The sequence below is a fragment of the Pseudophaeobacter sp. genome (assembly GCF_039971195.1).
GTDB lineage: Bacteria > Pseudomonadota > Alphaproteobacteria > Rhodobacterales > Rhodobacteraceae > Pseudophaeobacter.
Map to the genome: position 1 here is coordinate 1 of NZ_JBDWPJ010000023.1, position 5,561 is coordinate 5,561.

General features: G+C 58.7%; 5 protein-coding genes and 1 pseudogene. 2 read left to right on the forward strand and 4 right to left on the reverse strand.

Annotated features, from left to right (window positions below; genetic code table 11):
• Together ABJP42_RS01620 and ABJP42_RS01625 are read right to left on the reverse strand one after the other, a co-directional pair.
• Positions 1-172: pseudogene (locus tag ABJP42_RS01620) on the reverse strand (IS5/IS1182 family transposase); the annotation flags it as partial.
• A gap of 23 nt (positions 173-195) precedes the next feature.
• Positions 196-1,368: an RHS repeat domain-containing protein gene (locus ABJP42_RS01625; protein ID WP_348338154.1), complete on the reverse strand. Its 1,173-nt coding sequence runs from the start codon at positions 1,366-1,368 to the stop codon at positions 196-198.
• A gap of 162 nt (positions 1,369-1,530) precedes the next feature.
• Between ABJP42_RS01625 and ABJP42_RS01630 the strand changes: the two genes are divergently transcribed.
• Complete coding sequence (locus ABJP42_RS01630) at positions 1,531-2,151, forward strand: TetR/AcrR family transcriptional regulator (protein ID WP_348338155.1); 621 nt, start codon at positions 1,531-1,533, stop codon at positions 2,149-2,151.
• A 16-nt stretch (positions 2,152-2,167) separates the two neighbouring features.
• Here ABJP42_RS01630 and ABJP42_RS01635 read toward each other — a convergent pair whose 3' ends face one another.
• Both ABJP42_RS01635 and ABJP42_RS01640 read right to left on the reverse strand, forming a co-directional pair.
• Positions 2,168-3,328 (reverse strand): 2Fe-2S iron-sulfur cluster-binding protein, encoded by a 1,161-nt coding sequence (locus tag ABJP42_RS01635; RefSeq protein ID WP_348338156.1) that lies wholly within the window; start codon positions 3,326-3,328, stop codon positions 2,168-2,170.
• Between the two features lie 3 nt (positions 3,329-3,331).
• A complete protein-coding gene (locus tag ABJP42_RS01640) occupies positions 3,332-4,846 on the reverse strand; it encodes a phytoene desaturase family protein (protein ID WP_348338157.1) in 1,515 nt (504 codons plus the stop codon).
• A 244-nt stretch (positions 4,847-5,090) separates the two neighbouring features.
• On the opposite strand from ABJP42_RS01640, the gene ABJP42_RS01645 reads away from it, so the two are divergent.
• On the forward strand, positions 5,091-5,561 hold a 471-nt coding region (locus tag ABJP42_RS01645), incomplete at its 3' end, for an AMP-binding protein (RefSeq protein WP_348338158.1).

Below are 5,561 nucleotides of genomic sequence, written 5' to 3' on the forward strand. Positions count from 1 at the left end.
TCTGGATTGCAGCGTCGCTGAATTGGGACTGCCGCCCGCGCTTGCCGCTTGGTGGCGGTGTCCAAATCATCTCAGGATCAAACCAGATTGAAAGCGATCCGCAACGCTTCAACGCTTCATTGTAAGCCGACCAGTTCTTGATCTTGTATTTCGTAGGGGCCCAACTGCTCATAGCCTCTAGTTATCATCCTGGATTCACAAGATGAATCCCCTCAGGCTATTTGTGCAACAAAGCCTTTCAGGGGAGCAAGTCAACTTCATTGGATTTTGACCAGTATAGCCGTAGAGGCTCGGCCCGTCGACCAGGCCCAACGGATCAGCCTGCAGATAACGGCTCTGGGTGGGGTCGTAGTCGCGCATCCAGTTCTGAAACAAGCCGCTCTCTGCCTGGAACCATTGCCCCGGAATGCGCAGATCGGGGTTGTTGCCCGTGGTGACATGCAGCTTGCCAAAGGGCAGATAGTTGGCCTGCCAGACGGTCAGCCCCGCCGCATCGGTGGCAAAACGCGGGCGGCCGATGTGATCGGTGCGCAGATAGTAGATCTGGTCATTCTCCACCACCGCGATGGGTTCCCCCTCGAGCCAGATGTATTCCCGCAGCAGCACGGTGGCGCGGGTGATGGGATCGTATTCGAACTCGGCAATGCGGTTGCCATCCAGATCATGGATGGTGTGGATGGTCTTATCCTCAGCCACCAGATAGCGGCTGACCTGTTGACCCAGGGCATTGTAGCGGTACTCAGCCTGGGCGACGCCATTGATCGACAGGGCGGTCATCCGGTTGGCGGCGTCATAGCTATAGGTATAGATGCTGCCGTCCAGATTATCGCTGGTGACATTGCCCGCACCGTCATAGCTCAGCGCCCGGCTGCTGGTGCCCAAGGCGGTGCTTTGCAACCGGTTCGAGCTGAGCGGATAGCTGTAGCTCTCACTCTGGGTGGAGCCATTGCTGGTCACGCTGCGGCTGGTGCGGTTGCCGTTCAGATCATAGGCAAAATCCAGATCGCCATAGGCACCATCGGCATCAGACAGGCGTTGCTGGGCGGAGTATTGGAAAGCCTCATTCTGGGTTACATCCAGATTGTCGGTGGTCGACAACAGATTGTCCCGCAGCGACCAGCCATAGCTTACATCGCGCAAGGAAGTACCGTTCAGATCATCCAGCAGGCGCGTCAGCCGGTAAGAACTGTCATGGCTGCGGGTCTGGGTGGCTCCATCACCATAGGTCAGGCTGCGTGTCGGCCCATAGGGAGCGTATTCAATATTGCTGACGATGGTTTGCTCTGGCGGGTATTGCCCGGTCACCGGATCTTGCACGTGGCGATATCGCCAGTTCCATGCAGCGCGTAAAGCACTGGCAAAGGCCATTGATGCGGTTAGAGTAGAAAGTGACCGCAAGGTTGGTGTTAACTGGCACCCCCAGGCGGCTTCGTGTCCATTTGACCCCGCTCTGCAATCCAAGCTAGACCTTGCCCCCAAAGTCCGGCAAATCGAATTGCGAATATCCGGAGGGCATTGCAGCGGGGCAGGATGGCCAAAAAGACCAAGTCTTATCACCATGGCGATCTGGCGCGTGCTCTTGTTCTGGCCGGGCGCGACTTGCTGCAGGAGCAGGGAATTGACGCACTGTCGCTGCGAACGGTTGCAGCGCAGGTCGGGGTTAGCCGCACCGCCCCCTATGCGCATTTCCCGGATAAGAAATCCCTGTTGCGGGCAATCTGCGCCACTGGGTTTGCCGACCTGACCGCAGCGATGGAGGCACGCAGAGCCCCAGACCTGACATCAGCCAACCAGATCATCGCCTTTGGCGAGGCCTATGTGGCCTTCGCATTAGAACACCTAAACCTGTATCGTTTGATGATTTCAATCATGACGCCGGTTACGGACACCGCTGCAGAGCCGGACAGTCAGGATCAGTTGGTCATTGTAGCACAGCGACCCTACGCTCTACTTCTGACCGAATTCGCCCTCTTGGTGCGAGACCCCAAGCGGGCCGAGATCCTGTCACAGGGGGCTTGGAGCGCGGTGCATGGACTTGCCTCTTTGATCGGAGACGGATTGATCACTCCCCCCCCAGAAGGTGCCGGTGAGATCCTGCGCATCCTGATGGAAACACAGGCGCGCCCACCAGCCCAGTCCGGGGGCGGGTGAACGCCGATATTGGCCTCTAAATCAAGACTTCCAAATCCGACAACGGGTAGGCAACGCAGGCATGCACCCAGCCGAATTTCTGATCCGACTGACGCAGACGAGCTTCGGACGGGTTGAAAACCTCACCGGAAATCACCTTGATCCGACAGAGGCTGCATTCGCCGGAGCGGCACGCGTTCTCAACCTGATAGCCGGCCCGGTCCAGGGCATTCAGCAGCGGTTCGCCGACCTGCGTTTCAAAAGACCCCTGCCCGCGAACCGTCACAGTGACAGGCGCATCAGCCTGCAGGTCTTGGGGCCAACCCGGACAGAGCGTGGGATCAACTGGCGGGCCGTTGGCTTCGATGTGAACCCTTTTGTCGGGGACCCCGACCGCGCGCAGCGCACCGGCGCAGGCCTCATTCATTGCAGGCGGGCCACAAAGATAGACAGTTTTGCCCGCTAAGGGAGCGCAGAGACGCTCCAGCAGGGTAGCATCAATGAAGCCCCTTTCTCCCTGGTAGTCCTCATCAGGTTCCGAGATCACGCGGGTGACACTCAGGAAATCATGCGCAGCGTCCAAATCTGCCAGTTCGCGGTCAAAGATGATGTCATCAGCCTGGCGAGATCCATAGATCAGATGAAAGCGCACGGGGCGCTTTGTCGCGGCGATGTCACGGATCATGCTGATCGCCGGAGCCACGCCTGACCCGCCCGCCAGGAACACAAGATCATCGCCATGATGGATCGGATTGACGTAAAAGGAGCCCATCGGCCCCGTCGAGGTGACCTGAGCACCGGGCTGCAGCCCCTCGACCAGCCAGGGGCTGACAAAGCCGCCCGGTAGTTTGCGCACGGTCAGATCATAATAATCCCGCTCTTGCGGTGCCGAGGAGATCGCAAAGGGACGCGCCGTTTCAACGCCTTCCACGGTCACAAAAAGGTTGATGTATTGGCCAGCCAGAAAAGGCGGCAGGGGACCGTCATCGCAGGTCAAGCGCAGGGTGCGGCTGCTAGGTGTTTCCGCGATGACATCTGAAACGGCCAGCTTCAGTCGCTTAGGATGTAGCGCCCGCATCTTGCCCTGCACGCGGGCACCTTCCTGGGCAAAATCCTGTCCCATGCCTGCCCGGTCCTGCATCAAGGAACGTGCCTGGTCGAACCCGTCGATGACGCTGCGAATATCCTTGGTCGCCATGGCTCAGGCCCCCTTCTTGTTCTGTTTACGCAGGATCGATCCCGCCACCGAGGCCCCGGCCTGATAGGTCGGCTGAAAGCCCCCCATGCCGCTCCAGGCGCCTGCCAGATGCAGCCCATCCACCGGGCGCACCCGGTCCCGTACCGCGCCGTGGTCGGTGATGTCCTGGCCAAAGCCATAGATCGCCCCACCAGGCGTATTGAGGTAACGCATCATGGTCATGGGTGTGGCCACTTCGATCTCTTCGATATGCTGACGGATTGGCGGCAGAACGGTTTCGGCCAGATCAATCAGCTTTTCCGCATAGGCAAATTTGGTTGCTGCATAGTCTTCGGGAGCAACATCATCCCAGGCGGAGCCGTATTGCAGGCACATCAGTGCCACTACGGATTTGCCCTTTGGGGCAAGGGTTTCGTCGCCTACCGTGTAGCAGGTGAACAGGCAGCCTTTGGGTGCACCCTCCAGCGTTTTGGCACAGGCATGCTGCGCCTCATCATCCAGGGTCGAGGCGACAAAATTGGTGGCGCAGGTCAGGCCAAGCTCCTCTGGGGTGCAGTCCAACCCGAGGTAGAGCACAAAGCCAGACACCCCCATGCGGCGCGACTTGAAATCTTCACGGACCTCCCCGGCCAGTTCGGGCCGATCCAGCAGCTGATTATAGGTCAGGATCGAGCTCGCGTTTGAAATCACCTGATTGGTGGTAAAGGTCTCGCCATGTTCAGTGCGCACCGCGCAGACTCCGCCAGCCTCGGTCTGGATTTCCTCGGCACTACAGTTGAACCGCACCTCGCCCCCGGCCTCCAGGTAGCTGTCCAGGAGCGCATTGGACAGGGATTGCGAGCCACCCACCACATGCCAGGGCTTCATCGCCGCATAGGCATAGAGCATCACGCCAAGGTCGGAGAAAGGCAGCTCTTTGAGCGGCAAGCCCATATAGCCCCAATAACCGCCCAGAACGGCCTTGAGCACGCCATCGTCAAAAAACTCGTCCAGCACCGATTGCGCGTCCCGCAGCCCGTATTTGACAAAGTTCCGGCAATTGCGCTTGAGCATCTCCGGGTCACCCGAGGCACGGGCCCGCGGCAGGGCCAGATAGGCCTCCATCGTCAGGACTTCGCAAAGTTGCAGGAAAGGTTTGAGCTTCCCCACCTCCTTTGGGAAGGCGGCGCTCAAGACCTCGACTATACCTTCGACGCTGGCAGGCAGGGTGATGTCGATCACACCGGGAACCGCGTAGCGATAGAGGTGGTGCTCTTCGACAAATTCGACCTTGTCGCTGATCCCCATCTTGTCAAAGACGCTGCGCAGAATAGCCGGCTGGTCTTTGGTGCCCAGACCCGAAAGCTGGTGCAGGGCGACTTCGAATTCGTAGTCTCCGCGCAGAAATGAGGTGGCGCAGCCACCGGGAATATTGTGCCGTTCCAGCAGCAGGGTGCGCATCCCGCCGCGTTGCAAAGTCACTGCCGCAGTGAGCCCCGCATTGCCCGCTCCGATCACGATTGCATCGTAATCCTTCATGGTTCTCCTCCCCACTCAATCTTATCATCGCTAAGATGGTCGATACATCTTAGCGATGTCAAGTTTAAGAAACCAATCCAGTTCCCCCCAGTTTATCCTTAAAAATATGCCTGTTATAGGATTCTTCCTGCAATCCCCACTCTACGGTCTCGCCACGTAGCCTACAAAAACTGTCGCCAAGCGCTGTGCTCCTGTCCCAGATTGGTGCCTGGGACCGGCATTCTTGCCGAGGGAGGGAGACACAATGGCGGATACAAGAGATCTAGCGAAACAGGACCAAGAGCTGCAGCAGGCCTATGCCGAGAAACGGGCCCTGGCAGCAGAAACATCCTGGGACAGGGTTCAACCCTATAAGACAATTTATGAGATGCTCGACGGGGTTGCAGGCAAACATGCCAACCGCCCCGCCGTGACCTTTCAGCTGACCTCGGGACCGACGGATCCGGCCCGCACACTCAGCTACGGCGACTTAAAAGCCCAAGTCACCCAATGCGCCAATATGCTGCATGGGCTGGGCATTGGTCCACGCGACGTTGTAGCGCTGGTCCTGCCCAATTGCTGCGAAGCCGTGGTTGCGATGATGGGGGCGATGTCGGTGGGGATTGTCACGCCGATCAATCCGCTACTCGAACCGGAACAGATCAGCGCCATTTTGCGCGAGACAGAGGCCAAGGTCGTGATCACGCTGCGCTCAATACCCAAAACCGATATCGCG

What these genes read in the sequence shown, in the direction of transcription:
- ABJP42_RS01625 (WP_348338154.1), bottom strand. Translation starts at nt 1,368, where the DNA reads ATGGCCTTTGCCAGTGCTTTACGCGCTGCATGGAACTGGCGATATCGC.
- ABJP42_RS01630 (WP_348338155.1), top strand. Translation starts at nt 1,531, where the DNA reads ATGGCCAAAAAGACCAAGTCTTATCACCATGGCGATCTGGCGCGTGCT.
- ABJP42_RS01635 (WP_348338156.1), bottom strand. Translation starts at nt 3,328, where the DNA reads ATGGCGACCAAGGATATTCGCAGCGTCATCGACGGGTTCGACCAGGCA.
- ABJP42_RS01640 (WP_348338157.1), bottom strand. Translation starts at nt 4,846, where the DNA reads ATGAAGGATTACGATGCAATCGTGATCGGAGCGGGCAATGCGGGGCTC.